Origin of the sequence: Mycobacterium sp., assembly GCF_039583785.1 — a bacterium.
Taxonomy (GTDB): domain Bacteria; phylum Actinomycetota; class Actinomycetes; order Mycobacteriales; family Mycobacteriaceae; genus Mycobacterium.
Genome location: NZ_JAVKSG010000007.1, coordinates 57243 through 73021 on the forward strand (window position 1 = coordinate 57243; position 15779 = coordinate 73021).

The following is a 15779-nucleotide window of genomic DNA, read 5'->3' on the forward strand; positions in this document are numbered from 1 at the left end:
GAGGCGCGTTTCAGTGTGGACGAATGCAGCAGGCGACCTGCACGTCACCGGGCAGTTGCTGCCGGCGGCCGGTTCCATCGTGCGCGTGAGCTCAAGCATTGCCAAGCTGTATAGCCTTAACGGCCAACAAGATCCCGCTGACGGTCGGGTGTCCACCAGGTGCCAGCATGCCCCGTGGAGTATCCATCGACCACTTGATTGGGTTCTTATCCGGCCGCCGGTGGGCGAGAGACCACAGTCGGTTTGAATCCGTAGCGAGGTGCGGCAAAGCCATAGCCGCGGTTGGCGAGACCGCCGCCCGGCACACCTGGCAGTCCGGGCAGCCCCGCCGGAGCTGCCATCTCCGCCATCCCCGCGCCCGGCGGGATGGCCCAGCCTTCGGCTGCCGCCGGCAACGATCCAGCCACGGTATCGCCCGCAGAAGCGGTGCCGGTCCAGCTTTGCGGCACGGACATTTTCGCGACCAGGGTGGCGCGACCGACGTCAGCCGACGCCAAACCCGGCGACCCGATTGAACCGAGAGCCGGTGCGACGTGGCCCGCTGCGCTCATCGCCGCGGGTGCGGTGGCCGTCATCAGCAGGCCCGGGTTCACGCCGCCGAAGCCTTGGCCTGCTAAGGCGAGGAATCCGATGTCGCTGAACGAGCTGGTGACAGCCGGACTGAGGCTGGCCGGATTGAACCAGTTGCCCGAGAGGATCCCGTTGGAAAGGCCAGACGTCAAATAGCTGCCAATGGCCGAGCCGGTCTGTCCGTCCATGAGATTGAACAGGCCCGCGATTCCGGTGGTGGCGGTATTCGAACCGGGCGCAAAGGGATTGAGCCCCAATGACGCCGATGACAGGGGCGACGCGAGTTGGTGCAGGGTGTTGGGAAGGTTCGAGACCACCTGCGCCAGCGTTGACTGGACACCGCTGCCGGCCGAGCTGGCGGCTGTTTGGGCTACCGCTCCCCCTTGGCCTGCCACCGCCGCCGGGTTGGTGGTGTCTGGCGGTGGGCTGAACGGAGTCACCGTGGCGGCAGCGGCCGAGGAACCTGCGTAGCAGTACATGGCCGCCGCGTCTTGCGCCCACATCTCCCCGTAGAGAGCTTCGGTGACGGCTATCGCCGGGGTGTTCTGGCCGAGCACATTCGTGGCGACCAGCGTGGCCAGCTGAGTTCGGTTGGCTGCGACGACGGCTGGCGGAACCGTCGAGGCAAACGCGGCATCGAATGCCGCCGCAGCCGCTCGTGCCTGGCCTGACGTCTGCTCGGCCTGTGCGGCAACAGAATTCATCCACGCGACATAGTGCGTGGCCGCTGCCGACATCGCCGCTGACGCCGGACCTTGCCACGATCCCTCGGTCAACTCGGAGACCACCGTCAGATACGACGTCGCAGCGGACCTCAGTTCGGCGGCCAAGCCATCCCAGGCAGACGCGGCAGCCAGCATCGGCGCCGAACCCGGACCGGCATGGATACGGGCGGAATTGACTTCTGGTGGCAAATTTCCGTAATCCATTGCAGTAGAGCCTCTTAACTCGCAGAAATGGCGGTGGTGTCGGCTGTGCCGTCAGGTGCGGCACAGTCATCGATTTCGGACAGCTCTGCGCAGGACCATCCCCGTGAGCGCGGGTGTTGGCCACCCTCCTCCCCGCCGGCACACCCGCCGCGGAAGTTCGAAGAGAGGAGCATTGCCCGATACAACGGTCGGAGAGCACCCCTCTCGCCGGAGCTTTGGCACTGCACGGCGTATCCGGGCCTAGACAGAAAATGCAAGGCCGGAAACAACTTGGGCTCAACCCTTAAGCCGGGAGGAGCTGTCCTGACCCTGGGCGTCTTTCGACGTTCGAGGTCAGTGGTCTGTGTCCGCGCAGACGCCTCACCTAGCGAGGTGCATGTAACGCCTGTTCGAGGTGATGGTGACAGCGCTACGGCACTTGGTCAATTCAGCTCAACGCCCAGCAAGATGTCGGATGGATGTGCCCTGGCGCCCCCGCGCAGTGGCTAGGGCGTGTCTCCCGATTTGTTGCTTCCTACGCGGGAATGGATGACGGCACAGGCCAACAGGACACCATCGAGGTAGGTCAGGGCGTATTTGTTTTGAGCCGGTTGTAGCCTCGTTCGACGGTGTTGCGCAGCCCGTAGAGCTCGGTATCGAATGCGGGCGGGCGACCCCCGGCTGATCCCTTGGCCGTGCGCCGGGCGATCTGGTCTGTGCGTTCAGGAATCGTGTGCTTGATTCTGCGGGAACGTAATTCGGTGCGGGTGCTCGGATGCGAATACGCCTTGTCGGCGAGCAATCGGAAGTCGCGGCCGGCCACACCGCGCTCAGCGGATGGGTCGTGGTAGTCGTCGAGCAAAGGCATCAACTGCGGATTGTCGCCGGCCTGGCCAGCGGTCAACCCCGAACGCCGCCGCTACCTTCGCAAACATCGCGTCGTAGGTGCCATCCAGCGACCATCGATGATGGCGCTTCCACACCGTCTGCCACGGCCCGAAATCAGCAGGCAGGCCCCGCCACGGGCTGCCCGTACGAAACCGCCACGCAATGCCTTCCAGCATCAGGCGATCACCGAACCTGTTGCCCCGCTTGCCCACATCCGAAAGCATCAACGGCTCAACCACCGCCCAGAACTCGTCAGGAATCACACCAATCCGCGTCACCAGCCAATCCTGGCTGGTCAGCACCCGAAAAATATGGGCGACACGCACTAGTCCCACCAGTCGCAGGAGTCTCCACAAGCGGGGACACAGTGACTTTTCGATTTCGACGCGCATGCGCTATCACGTTGGGGTGAACCGCTACACCTACCGCGCCGAATGGTCCTCCGAGCACGGCGAATACCTGGCCCGCTGCCTTGAACTGAGCTGGCTGCGGCACTGGGCGCCGACGCTGCAGGAAGCGATCGCCGGCGTCGCGCAGGCCGTCGATGACTACATCGCGGACTGCGAAGGGGAGGTTACGCCACCGCTCACCGAGCGAAAGTTCAGCGGCAAGTTTCTGGTGCGGACATCGCCGACATTGCATTCTCAGCTCGCTGTCGAGGCCGCCGAGCAGAACGTGTCGATGAATCAGTGGGTCGTGCAGAAGCTGGCGGGTCGGCCACCAATTGGCTTGTTCGACTTGTGATATCGCATGTGGTCACGTTTGCAAAAAAGAATATGTCCCCAGTCTTGGTGCCAATGTGACCGATGTGGCCCTAGTCGCTCTTCTTCTCTGCCACCGCCGCGCTGAGGCCCTCGTTGAGGTCGTCGCGGGTCAACTCCTTGAACCGGCGCAACTGGTCGTCGCTGAATTCGTCGAAGTCACTTGCCAACACCGCGTCGAGGTCCTCGTCGTCGAGGCGGAAGCTGCGGTGATCGCGGGCCTTTTCCACCACGTTGCGCACGAAACCGGCGTTGCCCAGCGTGTCGATGCCGCGGATCAGGTCGCCGTCGGGGGAGATGGTCTCGTCGTCATAGAACCTGGTGTAAGACGGCAGCAAGCTCTCGACGGCGTCGTCGGTGATGACGTCTTCGTTTGCCCGGCCCATCAGCTGGGTCAGCGCGACGAGCTCCTTCGGGTTGTAGCTGTAGAACTCGATGACGGTGGAAAACCGGCGTCGCAGACCCTGGTTGACTTCGAGCATCTTGTCCATCGCCTTGGCGTACCCGGCTCCGAAGACCACCAGTTCGTCTCGATGGTTCTCCATGTAGAGCAGCAAGGTGTTGATGATCGCGTTACCGTATGCGTCGCCGGTGGAGTAGCCGCTCTCGTGCAGGTTGTGCATTTCGTCGAAGAAGACGGCTCCGCCGCGCGCCTCCTCGAGCATCTCCTCGGTGTTCTTCTCCGCATCTGCCATGTAGCGGCCCAGCAACTTTGCCCGGCTGGTCTCCACCACCAGCGGCTTACGCAGCACGGTCAGTCCGCACAACTGCTTCGAAAACGCCCGCGCCACAGACGTTTTGCCGGTGCCGGGCGGGCCCAACAGCAAGGTGTGGCGCGACGTCACCGGGACCGGCAGGCCCATCTTCGCCCGGGCCAGGTTCACCTTCGTGGTGGACTTGATCAGCTTGATTTCCCGCTTGGCCGCATCCATGCCGAGCATCGCATTGAGCTCGGCATCGCCTTCATCCAGGTACTTTTTGGCCATCTCGACGTGCCGGGCGGCCTCGGCTTGCTCGCGGGTCGGTGCACTGTCTGCATCCCACGGATCTGTCCGTGCCTCGATGGTTTCCGGATCGGTCAGCACCAGCCGATAGCTCGGGTTGTCCAACGCCTCGCGGGCCGGCGTGAACTTCGCGTCGCGCGAGTACACCCGGCGCAGGCTCTCGACAGCCTCTTCTTCGCGGCCCAGGTGCCGCAAGCACATTCCCTGGGTGTAGATCGCGACGTTGGCCGCGCTGGGCACGCGGTCGCCCTCGATCGCTTCTTGAGCGCGTCGGGTTGCCTCTTCGAACACGCCGAGCGACGCCAGCGCGGTGGTCGCCATCGCCGCCCCGGCAGCCTTCAGTTCGGGGTGACGCCAACCGGCCCCCGGCGGGAACTGGACGAGCACGTCCGGCCAGCGGCCGGTGCGGAAATAGAGCAGCCCGCGCACATACTTGATCAGTTCCTCGTCCGAGCCGTGCCGCGGTGTGATCGAATCCAGCAGCTCGGCCGCTTCGGCGTACCGCTTCGCCTCGGTCAGGGCGGCCGCGTAGCCGGCAGCAAGCGACTCCACGCTGGTGACCGCCAGCTTCAGGAACATCCCATCGGAAACCTCGGGACGGAACTCCAGCTCCGTCAAGCCCAACCGGCGGATCTCCCAACCGAAGGTCTTGACCGATTGCCATGCGCCGGTGAGCACTTCGATGCTCTGGTCGCCGGCCAGTAGCCGCGCCAACCAGGCGTCACACATCTGCGGGTCGAGACTGGTGGCCGTCGTGAACATTCGCAAGGCCACCTGCGGATTGTGGCTGGGCTGAAGCCCGTTGACTGAAATGCCGGACGCCAAGAGGCCCGCGACCATCGCATTGCGGGAGTCCGGTGCGGTGGTCTGCGGTCGCGTCATCCTGTCATCGTAAAGCTTCAGCGCCGCTCGCCTGCATGCCCGCCGTTGCACCAACCGGAACCAGAATGTCTTCGCCGTGAGTCAACGCGCGGCTCGGCATCGGCAGCGGCCGGCGCGACATCGGTGCCGGGAGGCTGGCGGCCACCGCGCCGAGTTGACGCCCGGTGAGTCGATTCAATCCGCTGAAGGCCTCTTTAGGCAGGCGCTGGCGGCTGTGGTAGCGCACCCACACCGACACCTCGGCTTCGTGACGCGCCGCGATGATGCGAATCGTCATCACGGTGACATCGGCGTCAGTGAGCCACAGCTCCTCGAGCGTCTCGCTGGTGATGTCGCCAGGAGACACCCAAAAGCTGGTCACGAAGCCGTCCGGGGTCTTCAGGTAGCGCCAGTACGGGCGGACGTGAGCCGGTTGCAGCCCGGCCAGCACCTCACCGTCGACGTCGGCGATCTCCTCGGCGGTCAGCGGTCGGGCAACGCAGCTGCCTCCGTCCAGGTCGTGGGCCAGACGCTCGACGGCGGCGGCCAGCGTGCATGCCACCGAGTCACGGGCAGCGACGGCACTCACGTTGTGCTGAGGGTCCATCCGCAGCACCAGCCAGGTGTTGCTCTCCTCGACAGGGCGTGGATCGCGACCGCCGCCGAAATCGTCGCTGACGGCCGACTGAACGCCCGTGTTGGCGTGGCGGGTTCCGACCGAGACAATGTCGACACTGTCCAGGCGGACGTCGAACTGACGCAGCGATGCGACCACGGTTTCCAGCGGGATACTCGTCGAGAGCCCATCCCGATGACGGTGTCTGCCGGCCTCACCCGCACCGTCGACGGCGATCACAGCGGCCAGTTGGCCGTCGTATTCCCGGATTCCGACCGTTTCGCGGCTGAACTGACGACGGTGATCGGTGGCCGGGGTGCAGCCGACGGTCAACGCCTCCGGGTCGGCGTACCAGTTCCGGATCCGCACGATCGGAGCCGACGAAACGGCCACTCCCCCGTTGGTCAGCAGGGCGACGACGGTCACGATCACCGCCAGCGCGACACCGATCCAGAAGCAGAGGTTGCGGCCGGCTTGCCACGAGTCGGGCAGGTGGCTCGTGCTGACCAGCAGCGCAACGTCAATCAGGAACACCGTGGTGACTCGCGGCCACGAGAGCGACAGCCCGTACTCACGTTGCGCTTTCATTCTTGTCTCCCTGCTGTCTTTCTCATCAAGACGGCTCCGCCGAAGACGAGACCGGCCAGCAGCAACGCGCCACCCAACCCGCCGGCGGCGACCCACACCGGAGCCATGTTGCGCGGGGCAGGGGCGGGCGGCATCGTCAGCGGCTTCGCCGAATCCTTCGGCAGGACAGAGCCTTCGGGTACATCCCAGGTCAGCGCGGCAACCGGGTCGATGATCCCGTAGCCGATCTGGTTGTCGACCCCGCGAGCAGGTGCTCGCGCAGTTCGAGTCAGACGATCGATGATCTGATGCGCAGACAGATTCGGGTACTTAGCCCGCACCAGAGCCGTCACGCCGGACACGATCGCGGTCGAGAAGCTGGTCCCGGACGGCACCAGCAAACTGTTGTCCGGACCGTCAATTGCGTTGATCAGATTGTCATCTCGCGGCGAGAGCCCGACCACGTCGGTACCAGGCGCTGCAATTCCGACCCACGGCCCGGCGACACTCAATTTGTCCATCGGCGTACCGGAGGAGTCCACCGCGCCGACCGTCAAAACGTAGTCGCTGTACCAGGACGGTGTCACTACCGTGGTCACGCCGTTCCATCCGCGAGGGTCGTTGGGGTGCAACGGATCAACCAAGGGGTTCTGTTTGCAGTCTCGCTGGCTGGTGTCACCTGCGGCGGCGACGATGACGACATCCTTGTCGACCGCGGCGTAATGCACCGCCGCACCGAGGTCAGGCGCGTCGATCAGGCTGCGCGCGCTCATGCACATCACCTGAGAGATGTTGATGACCCGCGCGCCCATATCGGCGGCATGCACGATCGCGCGCGCCATGGTCAAAATGTTGTCCCGCTTCTGCCGCGTCTGCGGGTCCTCGTCGCCGGTGTAGGAGTCCTTGAGTCCAAAAGCCTGGCTGGATTGCCGGATCGAGATCAGTTCGACATCCGGGGCGATCCCGGTGTAGGCGTCACTCGGCGCCGGCTGCGGTGGCGGGTCCAGCGGCCGTGGCGGCGCGGCCGGCCGCGGGTAATCCACCGAGACCACCGTGCCGTGCTTGCTGCCGGAGAGCCCGGGTAGCACCGCCGTGCCGCGGTCATGGCTGGCCGCTCCGCCCACCTTGGGCGCCGGTGGGCACCCCGGGCACGCCGGAGCTTCCTCCGACTGCGGCTCGGGTGGCGGCGCCGGAACCATGGTGATGGTCTGCGGCGGCGGCGGCACGACGCTGATGGTCTGCGGCGGCGCCGTTGGCGGTGGTTCCTTGGTGGGCACCGGCGGTGGCCGACGCGGCGCAGGTCCTTCGAGCACCCCGGCGGTGCCGGGCGAGGCGGCGATCATCGACGCTACGAGCGTGCCGTGCGCATCGCAGTCGGACAGCCCGTCGCCGCCGGCCATCACGTAGTCGCCGCCGGGAATCAGGTGCGGCAACCGCGGATGAGGCGTGACACCGGTGTCGATGACGGCAACCTTCACCCCGGCGCCGCGCCCGAACTTCCACGCCTCGGGCAGATTGAGCATGTCCATGTACTTCGGCTGGACCCGAAAGTCCGTGCCGGGCAAGACCCCAACCTCGGTGCAGTAAGCGTTCTGCTTCATCGGCTGAGGCGGTCCGGGGGTACCGTTCGCTGGCGTTGCGGCCGGATCAATACCAGGCGGGTTGATCGCGTGGGCCGGCGAGCCGGACAGCGCGACCGAAGCGACGATCAGCGTAGTGGCCGTAACTGCGGCCGCACGAAGCGGCTTCAGTGTCACGTGGCGACCCGCTGCGGCCGGCTTCGCCGCGCTTGCGGTCGCCATGAGTCGGCGACTACCGGTAACGGATCGCGGCATAGACATTCATCAACCACAACGCCAGCGGGAAGATCGGCATCAGGCAGAAGTATTCAACCCATTCGACGAGCTTGCGGAACAGCGGGCTGTAGATGGTGTTGGGCACGGTTGCCGCTGCCGTCAGTCCAGCCGCGGGCAGTAGCACTGCGAGGCCGGCTGTGACCGCAATCGAGGCCGTCGAGGACAGCACCAACGAGTAGCGAACGATGACCGCGCCGATAATCAAGACGGACGTCACCGCGAGAATGATTGCCTGCAAACGGTCTACGTATGAACGACCACGCAGCATCAAGAAGCCCGCAGTGGAGGCGGCCAGCAGCAGCGGCAGCCAGCGGTCGGCGGTCCGTGGGTCGGATACGCCGGCCAGCGAGAAGATGGTGAGCACGCCGAACCCGACCAACAGTCCGGTCAGGAACGAGCGGGCCCGCTCGGCCCGCAGCACGACGTCCTGGATGGACTCAGGGCCCGCCAGGGTCGGACGCCCACCGTCGACGCCGTGCGAGACGGTGGTCGGAAGGTCAGGCCGGGCTTCGAATACCCAGCGACTGGTGGCCGACGGGAAGACCGGCAGCCGGATACCCGACAACCAGCGAGACATCGCCGGTGCGCTGTGGTAGCCGAACACACAGACCAGCAGGATCGACGTCAACAATGTCACGGCACCGGTGTCGAAGGCCATCCGGAACAGGCTCGCGATCGTCGCGATCAACGACACCGTGACGATCGCGGTACCGATACCCAGTCGACGGCCGGTGAACCGCATGACCAGCATTGCGGCGACGGTGGTGGCAGCAAATCCCATCACCGCGTGGGGCGCGCCAACCGGTCCAGGCGGAGCAGACGCGGCCGCGATCGCAAGCGGGCCGACGCCGCTCCACAGCAGCATGTCGCCGGCGCGCCGGTTCTGCGGCGTGTGCGCGCGGTTCAGGATCAACAGCGCGACGGTGCATACCAGCACCGCGATCACAAAGGCGTACGGCGCCGGAACCCAGGACTCGTGCTTGTAACGGAACCAGCCCAGCAGCCCCGACCCCAGCAGCACACCGACCGCGACCATCGCCGCACCGACCTGAATGGCCACCGCCGGGTTGACCGCACTGAACCGCTTGCTCAGGTTCACCGACACGGCCGTCGAAATGTGCTCGATGACTTGGGAACGGTGTTCGGTGTCTTCGATGAACCGCAGCCACACTCGGTCACCGTCGAAGATGTCCTGCTCGGCCAGCGACTGGGCAGCCCGCAGCGGCGTGCCGTCGACCAGGCACAGCGCCCACCTGCCGCGCTGTTTGGCTTCCAGAGCCGGCAAACCCAGTTCCCGCAGTCGCACGTTGACGACCTTGAGCAACGGGTCGACCATCACCGAGACTGGTGCGTTGGCGTCGAGCAGCACGCCGATTTGCGCGCCCTCGCCGGCGATGATGCCGACCACGACGGCCTGCGGCGATGAGACTGCCTCCAGACCAGGCTGGGGAGCCTCGGCAACTGCGGTCATTGTGCAACCCCTCTGTCGACGAATTCGGTGTACATGTGTCGTGCCTCGCTATGTGGAATTGTGACGTCTGGTCCCAATTGTTGTGCAAATTCTAGAGCATTTCGCGGCATCTGCACCATGAGTGAATGCTGCACCGAAACTCTTTGCCGTGCATGGTATCTGCGTAACAATTGGTTAAACTCTGCTATGCGTTTTCCACTCGCCGTAGGGCAGCGTCTCCAGAACCGTCTTTATCCCGACCTGGACCAACTGCGGGGTGGCCGGGCAAATGGCGAGCCAAGCCTCATTGGACCCGGCGGTACGCGCCTGCTGATACATCGCGATGCGTCCGCCCGATCCGTCCTTCAGTGACAGCACCGAGGCGCTGGGTGCCTTGGCGTCGTCTTTGTACTGCCGGGCGTAGACCGCGGCCTCGGCCGCCGGGTCTGACAGCGCCTGACCGAGGGCGGCCACCGTTGCCGCGCTGATGCCGAGGCGCCGCAGATCGCCACCGGAGAACACGTTGAACCCGGAACTCTGCCAAGCTTTGGTAATCTCCAGCATCTCTTCCAGCGGCACGTTGACCGCGTTGATTGCCGCTGGGTCGGCGTGGTGAATCGATTCCAGCGCGTCGAACACCAGCGCCGCGATCGAGGCGGTGTCGGCGACCGCGACGTCGTCGACGGTGATCTCGTCGCCGACGCGCACGGCCGAGACCCAGTGGCTGCCGCGGCGGGCCAGCAGCACACGGAACTCGTTGTCCGGGATCTCGCGGGAGCCCACCGGCTCGTCTTCGCCCTCCTCTTCCTTTTCCTTGACCCCGTACAGCAGCTTGCCCCGCGACAACAGGGCGACGACCTCCAGGTCCGGCGCAGCCAATACCCGCATTCGAGCCGCGATCGATTCGTCGACGGTCTCGCCCGTCACGATGCCCTGCTCGCGCATCACCGCCATGCCGGGATGCTCGTTGAGCCAGTCCATCGAGTCAGTGGAAACGAATGGCCGGCAGCGCAACTCGGGCGCGACGTGGCGGATATCCAGCAACGCCTGCAACATCCATAATCCCTCGACGTTGACTGTGATATCGGTCCGGGTGGTTTGATCCATCACTACTCTCGTGTCTCGGCTTGCTCGGTAATCGCACGACGCGACAGCACACCGCGTTCGGTGTGCTGCCGCGCAGTGTGGTGACTGTTTAGGCCCAGCTGGAGCCGACGGCGGAGTCGGTCGACGACATGTTGTTGCCGGCAGACTGCACCTTCTGACCGTGGCTGTTGGCCTGCTCGTAGATGACCTGGAAGTTGCGGCCCAACTGGGTGATGAACTCCTGGCAGGCCACCGAACCCGAGCCACCCCAGAAGTCACCGGCAGCCAGCACATCGCGCACGATGGCCTGGTGTTCGGCCTCCAATGAAGCAGCTTGGGCGCGAATCAGCGCGCCGTGGGAATCGACATCACCGAACTGGTAGCTGATCGACATGAGTGTTCTCCTTGATAAGGCTAGCTGGACAGGATCTGCTGGGAGGCCTGCTCTTGCGCCTCGTAGTTGTTGGCGTCACGGATCAACCCGTCACGCACCCCGTGCAGCATGTTCACGATGTTGCGGAACGCGGTGTTCATCTGCCCCATGGTGTCGTGGGAGGTCATCTGAGCGGTACCGCTCCAGCCCGCACCGGCAATGTTCTGGCTCGATGCCCACATCTTGCGGGCCTCGTCCTCGACGGTCTGGGCGTGGGTGTCGAACCGGCCCGCCATCGACCGCATCTCGTGCGGGTCAGTCATAAAACGCGTAGGCACTTATTTATCTCCTTGCTTGTGTAGTGATCGATTGCGACGAACGTAAAAGTCGGACGAGTTACCTGAGGTCACCGCCGACTTGGAACACACGGCTGATCCCCCCTTTCCCGCTAACTGGCAGCCACCGTGCGTGGCACCACAGTGGGACAGGCTTCATGCCGACACTTAGCCGGCAGCGGCTGCGTTAGCAGCTTCGGTAGCGGCGTAGGAACCGGCGCTGGTGCCCAACGTGTTGACGAACATCTCGTGGATGGCTGCGGCCTGCTGGCTGACGGCCTGGTAGAGCTGCGCGTGCGCGGCGAACTGGGCGGCCGTGAGCGCTGAAACCTCGTCGGCGGCAGCGGGCACCACACCCGTTGTGGGAGCCGCTGCGGCCGCGTTCTGGGCCTGCATACCCGCGCCGATACCCTGAAGGCTGGTGGCTGCTGCCGACAAGGCCTCCGGCTGGGTGGTCACGAACGACATTGCTGTTTCCTTATCTCTCGATCGATCCGCCAATCTGTCCGTGCATGAGAGTAGCCGCGCGCACGGCTCTGCGCTGGGCCCGAAGCCACGTGTCGGCAACTGTTCACCCGCCAGCAACAACTGTTCACCTGCGGTAACAGCCGCTTAACTTAAACGGCTCTGACCGGTTGGTTTGTCCTATCGCAGTACTGCGAAGTGCGGATATGTTGCGGTCCGGTTGGCTACGACCGGGAGACCAGTCCGAGCGGATGAAATCCAGCCGCCGATAAGTCCGCTCCCCAAGCCCGCCTACACGGCGCTAGCTGAGGTTTTATCGCGTGGCATAGCCCGAGTCGTCCCGGCTTCGTCGTCGCGACGCCTCGGGCTGCCGGCGTGTCTAGGATTTGACCATGCCGTTCTCCAGCGGTGCGACGTTCGTCGGATACAGCGTTCTGCGGGTCCTGGACCACGACGACACGGGTGACGTCTATCTCGTCCAACATCCACGGTTGCCACACTGGAGCGCGCTGAAAGTCCTGTCAGAGAAGTTGACGGAGGACCGCGAGTTCCGCGACCGATTCAGCCGCGAGACTCCGGTAGCGACCAGCCTGCGTCATCCGCACATCCTCAGGGTCGACCATCGGGGCGAGTTCGAAGGCCGGCTGTGGATCACCATGGACTTCGTCAACGGCACCGACGCTGCGCACATCATCGCCAATCGGTTTCCGGCCGGAATGCCGGTCGGGGGGGTGCTGTCGATCGTGACGGCCGTCGCGGACGCGCTTGATTACGCGCACAGCCGGGGCATGGTGCACCGCGCCGTGAAACCCGCAAACATCCTGATCGGCAATCCAGCCGACGGTGCACAACAAATACTTCTTACCAACTTCGGAATAGCCCGCCGGCTCGGTGACCGCGACGGCGGCTGGGTTCCGGGTCTGACCGATGCAGCGGTCGTCTACGCCGCACCCGAACAATTGACGGGCGCCGACATCGATGGACGCGCCGACCAGTATGCGCTCGCCGTCACGGCGTTCCACTTGCTCACCGGAGCACCGCCGCCAAGCCTGCGTGGGCGGCGTCCCGACCTCGCGCGCCTGGACGACACACTCGCGACCGCGCTGGCCAAAAACCCCCACGATCGGTTCCGCAGCTGCCGTGCGTTCGCGGATGCACTCAGTGACAGCGCCCGGGCGTGGACCGGTGATCGCAGTGCCGCGGCCTACCTCACCGTCGTCGATTATCCCGATGACAGCCCGGAGCCTCCGCCGACAACGGGAACGGTTCGGCGTCTGGCGCAGCAGCACGCCGCGACCGGACAGCCGGTCGGTGCCAGCGGGTCCACCGCGCCGGCGGCCATTCGGCGCCGCCGGTGGCCCTGGGTTGTCGGGCTGGGCAGCGGGGCGGCTGCCCTGTGCGTCGGCCTGCTCGCCGTCGGCATCGTGATCGGCCGCGGGAATGACGCCGCGTCCAGGCAAGCCACTGGCCCACTGGCGGCCATCCGCGGCTCCGCTCCAGTCGCTGCCCCAACGACGACCGATGGCCGTGACTTTCCCGGTCCGGGAGAAGCGCTCGACGGGTCATACCGTCTCGACGTGAACCGCGCACAGCAGACTTACAACAGCACCCCCGACCCGCAACCGCCGAACGTCAGCACTTGGTGGGCTTTTCACACTTCATGCACGCCGACGTCCTGCGTCGCGGTCGGTACCTTGCTCGACGATAACGACCACCAAGTGGTGAGCCCGACCGGCGGGCATACCTCGCTCGTGTTGGATTTTCGCGACGGCGCCTGGCAGTCGCGACCGGACAAAGTGCTGTTCGCCTGCGTGGGGCCGAACGGCGTGCCCGGCGCGCAGACCACCACACAGGTGATTCGGCTCCAGCAGGCAGGTGGTGCGCTGCGCGGCGCGATGACAGTCACCGTCGACAGCGACGAATGCAGCCAACAAGGTGCGGCGATTGAGATTCCGGCGGTGGCCGCGCATGTCGGCGCAGTACCGCCGGGGGTTGAGGTGCCCGACCCCCCGACGAGCACACCGCCCGCGCCGGCCACCACAAGACCAACCCGCTGATCGCGGGCTTCGCAACACCTGGTCGACTGAGTCGCAGCGGCACTGTCGTGAGCGCGAAATTGTTACGGGCAAACCGGAGTTCGGGCTCTTGCCGTCCATTACCAGCTCCGCTCTCGCCCGAGCAGTGACTGGGCCACTTACCGTTGGCTCGTGTCCGGTCGAGAAAGAGCAGCCCGATGAAGGTTCGTCTTGCGCAGTCGAAATGCGTGGGCCACGCCCAGTGCTACGCGGTCGACCCGGAAGTTTTTCCGATCGACGAGTCCGGCTACTCCATTCTCGACGAACACCAGGTGCGGCCCGAGAACGCGCAAGCAACCCGCGACGGGGTCGCGGCCTGCCCGGAGATGGCGCTGATCCTGGAAGAGGATTAACCACTCGCGTTCCAGCCCGCGATGTTCGCCCAGTGGGCGAGGCGCAGAGCACCGGCCGTTTCTCGGCCGCCTCCACTACAGGGGCGCCATGGTCGTGGGCTTCTGGGATCTCGCGGTGCCCATCGTGGGCGCTCCGATGGCTCGAGGTGATCGCCGATGTGCGACCCGAGGTGGTGTCGTTCACGTTCGATGTTCCCTCAGCCGACGTGCCGAGACGGCTCGGGGCGTTGGGGATGCTGCTGTTCGTCACGGTCACGTCGGCCTATGAGGCCGCGGTTGCCGCCGAGGCCGTCGCCGACGTGCTGCGTCGAGGGGCGGTGGCCGCCCAGGTCGGGACCGCGCTCCTGCTGGCCGACGAGGCCGCCACCAATGCCGCGCACCGGACCGCCCTGCAGAACCCACAATTCGTCAGTACGCAAGTGACCCCGGCGTTTTCGGGCCGCTACGCGCGCGCCCTGGAAAACGACTTCACCCGGCTACTGGACGACGTCGCGCCGCTCGGATACCCCGAGATCCACCACATGACGACGCCGATCCGACAAGCCGCGGTAGCCGCCGATGACCCGCACGGGACGAACCTGTGGGCGGGCACGGCCTTCGCTGCCGCTCGCCCGGGTCCGGCGGCGGACATCGTCGGCGCGCTAGGCGCGGTGTAGCGAGGAGCCGTTTGCTGGACGCAGTCACCTTGCGAAAAAGCAAACATTGGGCGAACAAAAGATTTCACAAAACAAACAGTTGTAGAAGCCCCGACGAACCTTGTCCGTCGGACCTGTACCAGGCCGCCGGTAGCACTTAACGTGCTGGTAGACCACTGAAACGGGCACGCTGTAGCGGCTCACGGACACCGACGTCGGAGCTGCGGCGGCATCACCTGTGCGGACAAGGAGATACAAGATGGCGAACGGGAAATCGCGTTTGGTTGCGAAGCTGATCGTGATCGGCGCGGGCGCGGCAGCCGCGGTCGGCGTGGCCGCGCCGGCATACGCCGAGCCGACCGACACTGATGTGTATGTCGCAAGTGCGACAGACGAAACGTTCTTGGACTCGCTTGGCCGTCTCGGCATCGATCAGCCAACCGGCCCTGAAGCGATCGCCGCCGCCAAAGCCGCCTGCGGTCAGATTGCCAGCGGCCAGAAGACCCGCACTGCCGTAGATTCGGTGCGGAGCACCTATCCCAACCTGACCGTGTTGAAGGCTGCACATTTCGTTGCGGTCTCGCGGGCACTGTATTGCCGCACTACCGCGGTCGAGAGAGGCCCGTCTCGCTCTGAGGAGTTGACGGAGCCAGATTCGCTGCCCTGAGCATCGCCGAGGCCGAATTGGTCGGTGTGTGCGAGTTCCCGCCGAAAACAATTCGGGTCAGCACGAGGACGGGTCTGTCAGAGAATAGGCAGACCTGGTTTTGCCAGGCCATCTTGACCACCGGTGAGACGGTGGATGAACTGGCGTCTTCGGGCCCGGTTTCATGGGGCGCGGCCGGGTAGCTGCGGGCAGAGTCCGTCTCGGGTCAGCAGTGCCATAGCTATCAGGGCGTTCGGGCTCTGGAAACCGCAGGCGCGCTTGGTCAGCTCGACGTCAGCTCGACGAGTATCAACGCCGACCGGCCACGTC

Annotated in this window: 13 protein-coding genes, 2 pseudogenes and 1 riboswitch; of the genes and pseudogenes, 5 read left to right on the forward strand and 10 right to left on the reverse strand. The window is 65.2% G+C overall.

The window, feature by feature from the left end:
* Positions 1–206: 206 nt before the first annotated feature.
* Complete coding sequence (locus ABDV69_RS04985) at positions 207–1499, reverse strand: PPE family protein (RefSeq protein WP_343572223.1); 1293 nt, start codon at positions 1497–1499, stop codon at positions 207–209.
* Positions 1500–1691: 192 nt separating this feature from the next.
* A riboswitch (M-box (ykoK) riboswitch) is annotated at positions 1692–1878 on the reverse strand.
* Between the two features lie 106 nt (positions 1879–1984).
* Positions 1985–2644 (reverse strand): annotated as a pseudogene (locus ABDV69_RS04990) (transposase).
* A 130-nt stretch (positions 2645–2774) separates the two neighbouring features.
* Between ABDV69_RS04990 and ABDV69_RS04995 the strand changes: the two are divergent.
* Positions 2775–3110 carry a type II toxin-antitoxin system HicB family antitoxin gene (locus ABDV69_RS04995; RefSeq protein ID WP_343572224.1) on the forward strand — a complete coding sequence of 112 codons (336 nt, stop codon included), beginning with the start codon at positions 2775–2777 and terminating at the stop codon, positions 3108–3110.
* Positions 3111–3180: 70 nt separating this feature from the next.
* Here the strand turns inward: ABDV69_RS04995 and eccA are convergent, their stop codons facing one another.
* The 8 genes from eccA to ABDV69_RS05035 all read right to left on the reverse strand — a co-directional run bounded on the left by eccA (position 3181) and on the right by ABDV69_RS05035 (position 11743).
* Positions 3181–5013, reverse strand: coding sequence for a type VII secretion AAA-ATPase EccA (gene eccA, locus ABDV69_RS05000; protein ID WP_343572226.1), 1833 nt, complete (start codon positions 5011–5013; stop codon positions 3181–3183).
* A 4-nt stretch (positions 5014–5017) separates the two neighbouring features.
* Complete coding sequence (eccE, locus tag ABDV69_RS05005; RefSeq protein ID WP_343572227.1) at positions 5018–6196, reverse strand: type VII secretion protein EccE; 1179 nt, start codon at positions 6194–6196, stop codon at positions 5018–5020.
* Positions 6193–7932 (reverse strand): type VII secretion-associated serine protease mycosin, encoded by a 1740-nt coding sequence (gene mycP, locus ABDV69_RS05010; protein ID WP_343572229.1) that lies wholly within the window; start codon positions 7930–7932, stop codon positions 6193–6195. The genes eccE and mycP overlap by 4 nt, the downstream gene beginning before the upstream one ends.
* A gap of 55 nt (positions 7933–7987) precedes the next feature.
* Positions 7988–9502 carry a type VII secretion integral membrane protein EccD gene (eccD, locus tag ABDV69_RS05015; protein WP_343572231.1) on the reverse strand — a complete coding sequence of 505 codons (1515 nt, stop codon included), beginning with the start codon at positions 9500–9502 and terminating at the stop codon, positions 7988–7990.
* 174 nt (positions 9503–9676) lie between these two features.
* Positions 9677–10588, reverse strand: coding sequence for an ESX secretion-associated protein EspG (locus tag ABDV69_RS05020; protein ID WP_343572232.1), 912 nt, complete (start codon positions 10586–10588; stop codon positions 9677–9679).
* An 88-nt stretch (positions 10589–10676) separates the two neighbouring features.
* Positions 10677–10961, reverse strand: coding sequence for a WXG100 family type VII secretion target (locus tag ABDV69_RS05025; protein ID WP_343571996.1), 285 nt, complete (start codon positions 10959–10961; stop codon positions 10677–10679).
* A 20-nt stretch (positions 10962–10981) separates the two neighbouring features.
* Positions 10982–11278 carry a WXG100 family type VII secretion target gene (locus ABDV69_RS05030; protein WP_343571997.1) on the reverse strand — a complete coding sequence of 99 codons (297 nt, stop codon included), beginning with the start codon at positions 11276–11278 and terminating at the stop codon, positions 10982–10984.
* A gap of 165 nt (positions 11279–11443) precedes the next feature.
* A complete protein-coding gene (locus tag ABDV69_RS05035; protein WP_343572233.1) occupies positions 11444–11743 on the reverse strand; it encodes a PE family protein in 300 nt (99 codons plus the stop codon).
* 389 nt (positions 11744–12132) lie between these two features.
* On the opposite strand from ABDV69_RS05035, the gene ABDV69_RS05040 reads away from it, so the two are divergent.
* From ABDV69_RS05040 to ABDV69_RS05055, 4 genes and pseudogenes are all read left to right on the forward strand, one after another.
* Entirely contained in the window at positions 12133–13797 is a 1665-nt protein-coding gene (locus ABDV69_RS05040) for a serine/threonine-protein kinase (protein WP_343572234.1), read from the forward strand.
* Positions 13798–13973: 176 nt separating this feature from the next.
* A complete protein-coding gene (locus ABDV69_RS05045; RefSeq protein ID WP_343572235.1) occupies positions 13974–14168 on the forward strand; it encodes a ferredoxin in 195 nt (64 codons plus the stop codon).
* Positions 14169–14302: 134 nt separating this feature from the next.
* Positions 14303–14824, forward strand: a pseudogene (locus ABDV69_RS05050) (nitronate monooxygenase); the annotation flags it as partial.
* Positions 14825–15062: 238 nt separating this feature from the next.
* On the forward strand, positions 15063–15470 hold the full coding sequence (locus ABDV69_RS05055) for a DUF732 domain-containing protein (RefSeq protein ID WP_343572236.1): 408 nt from the start codon (positions 15063–15065) through the stop codon (positions 15468–15470).
* Positions 15471–15779: the final 309 nt, after the last annotated feature.

What these genes read in the sequence shown, in the direction of transcription:
- ABDV69_RS04985 (WP_343572223.1), bottom strand. Translation starts at nt 1,499, where the DNA reads ATGGATTACGGAAATTTGCCACCAGAAGTCAATTCCGCCCGTATCCAT.
- eccA (WP_343572226.1), bottom strand. Translation starts at nt 5,013, where the DNA reads ATGACGCGACCGCAGACCACCGCACCGGACTCCCGCAATGCGATGGTC.
- eccE (WP_343572227.1), bottom strand. Translation starts at nt 6,196, where the DNA reads ATGAAAGCGCAACGTGAGTACGGGCTGTCGCTCTCGTGGCCGCGAGTC.
- eccD (WP_343572231.1), bottom strand. Translation starts at nt 9,502, where the DNA reads ATGACCGCAGTTGCCGAGGCTCCCCAGCCTGGTCTGGAGGCAGTCTCA.
- ABDV69_RS05020 (WP_343572232.1), bottom strand. Translation starts at nt 10,588, where the DNA reads ATGGATCAAACCACCCGGACCGATATCACAGTCAACGTCGAGGGATTA.
- ABDV69_RS05025 (WP_343571996.1), bottom strand. Translation starts at nt 10,961, where the DNA reads ATGTCGATCAGCTACCAGTTCGGTGATGTCGATTCCCACGGCGCGCTG.
- ABDV69_RS05035 (WP_343572233.1), bottom strand. Translation starts at nt 11,743, where the DNA reads ATGTCGTTCGTGACCACCCAGCCGGAGGCCTTGTCGGCAGCAGCCACC.
- ABDV69_RS05040 (WP_343572234.1), top strand. Translation starts at nt 12,133, where the DNA reads ATGCCGTTCTCCAGCGGTGCGACGTTCGTCGGATACAGCGTTCTGCGG.
- ABDV69_RS05045 (WP_343572235.1), top strand. Translation starts at nt 13,974, where the DNA reads ATGAAGGTTCGTCTTGCGCAGTCGAAATGCGTGGGCCACGCCCAGTGC.
- ABDV69_RS05055 (WP_343572236.1), top strand. Translation starts at nt 15,063, where the DNA reads ATGGCGAACGGGAAATCGCGTTTGGTTGCGAAGCTGATCGTGATCGGC.